The organism is Cryobacterium sp. MLB-32, from assembly GCF_000738085.1.
Lineage (GTDB): Bacteria > Actinomycetota > Actinomycetes > Actinomycetales > Microbacteriaceae > Cryobacterium.
Window position 1 is genome coordinate 1 of sequence record NZ_JPRS01000116.1, and the last position, 844, is coordinate 844.

At 60.2% G+C, this 844-nt stretch carries 1 protein-coding gene and 1 pseudogene; both read left to right on the top strand.

The window, feature by feature from the left end:
• A pseudogene (locus JF66_RS12215) lies at window positions 1-225 on the top strand (hypothetical protein); the annotation flags it as partial.
• Window positions 222-776, top strand: a complete 555-nt coding sequence (gene frr / locus JF66_RS12220) for a ribosome recycling factor (protein WP_035878304.1) — start codon at window positions 222-224, stop codon at window positions 774-776. The pseudogene JF66_RS12215 and the gene frr, both read left to right, overlap by 4 nt.
• Window positions 777-844 lie beyond the last annotated feature (68 nt).

The window sequence follows — 844 nt, forward strand, 5'->3', positions numbered from 1 at the left end:
CCCGACGCACACAAGATCGACCAGATCACGTACCAGGAGGCCCTGCAGAAGGGGCTCAAGGTCGTCGACTCGACCGCATTCAGCCTCTGCATGGACAACAACATGCCGATGCAGGTCTTCGGCATGGCGCCCGATGGCAACGTTACCGCTGCCATCCTGGTGCCGATCTCGGCACCCGCGTCTCCAACTAGAATTCTCTTACCACCGAAGAAGGAGTCACCGTGATTGCGGATGTTCTGTCCGATGCCACTGCGCGTATGCAGAAAGCACTTGAAGCCGCCAGAGACGACTTCGGAACCATACGTACCGGGCGGGCGAACCCTCAGATGTTCGCCAAGATTCTGGTGAACTACTACGGAACCGCCACGCCGCTCGAGCAGCTGGCCTCCCTCCAGAACCAGGAAGCACGCACCCTCCTGATCGCTCCGTACGACAAGAGCGCGCTCCGGGACATTGAGATCGCCATCCGTGACACACCGAACCTGGGTGCCAACGTGGGAAACGATGGTGTGACCATTCGCGCCACCCTGCCCGAACTCACGACGGAGCGTCGCAAGGAGTTCGTCAAGATCGTGAAGTCTAAAGCGGAGGATGCGCGCATCTCCGTGCGCAATATCCGCCGCAAGGCCAAGGACGAGCTCGACTCCCTGAAAAGCGAAGTCGGGGATGACGAAGTGGGACGGGCCGAAAAAGAACTGGAGCTCATCACCAAGAGCCACGTTGACGGCATCGACGATGCCTTCAAGCGCAAGGAAGCCGAACTGCTCGAGATCTAGGACGTTCTCAGATGACGGATCAGCCGGGAAGCCACCGACCACCGAAGCGCGGGCACGGCGTCAGTCGC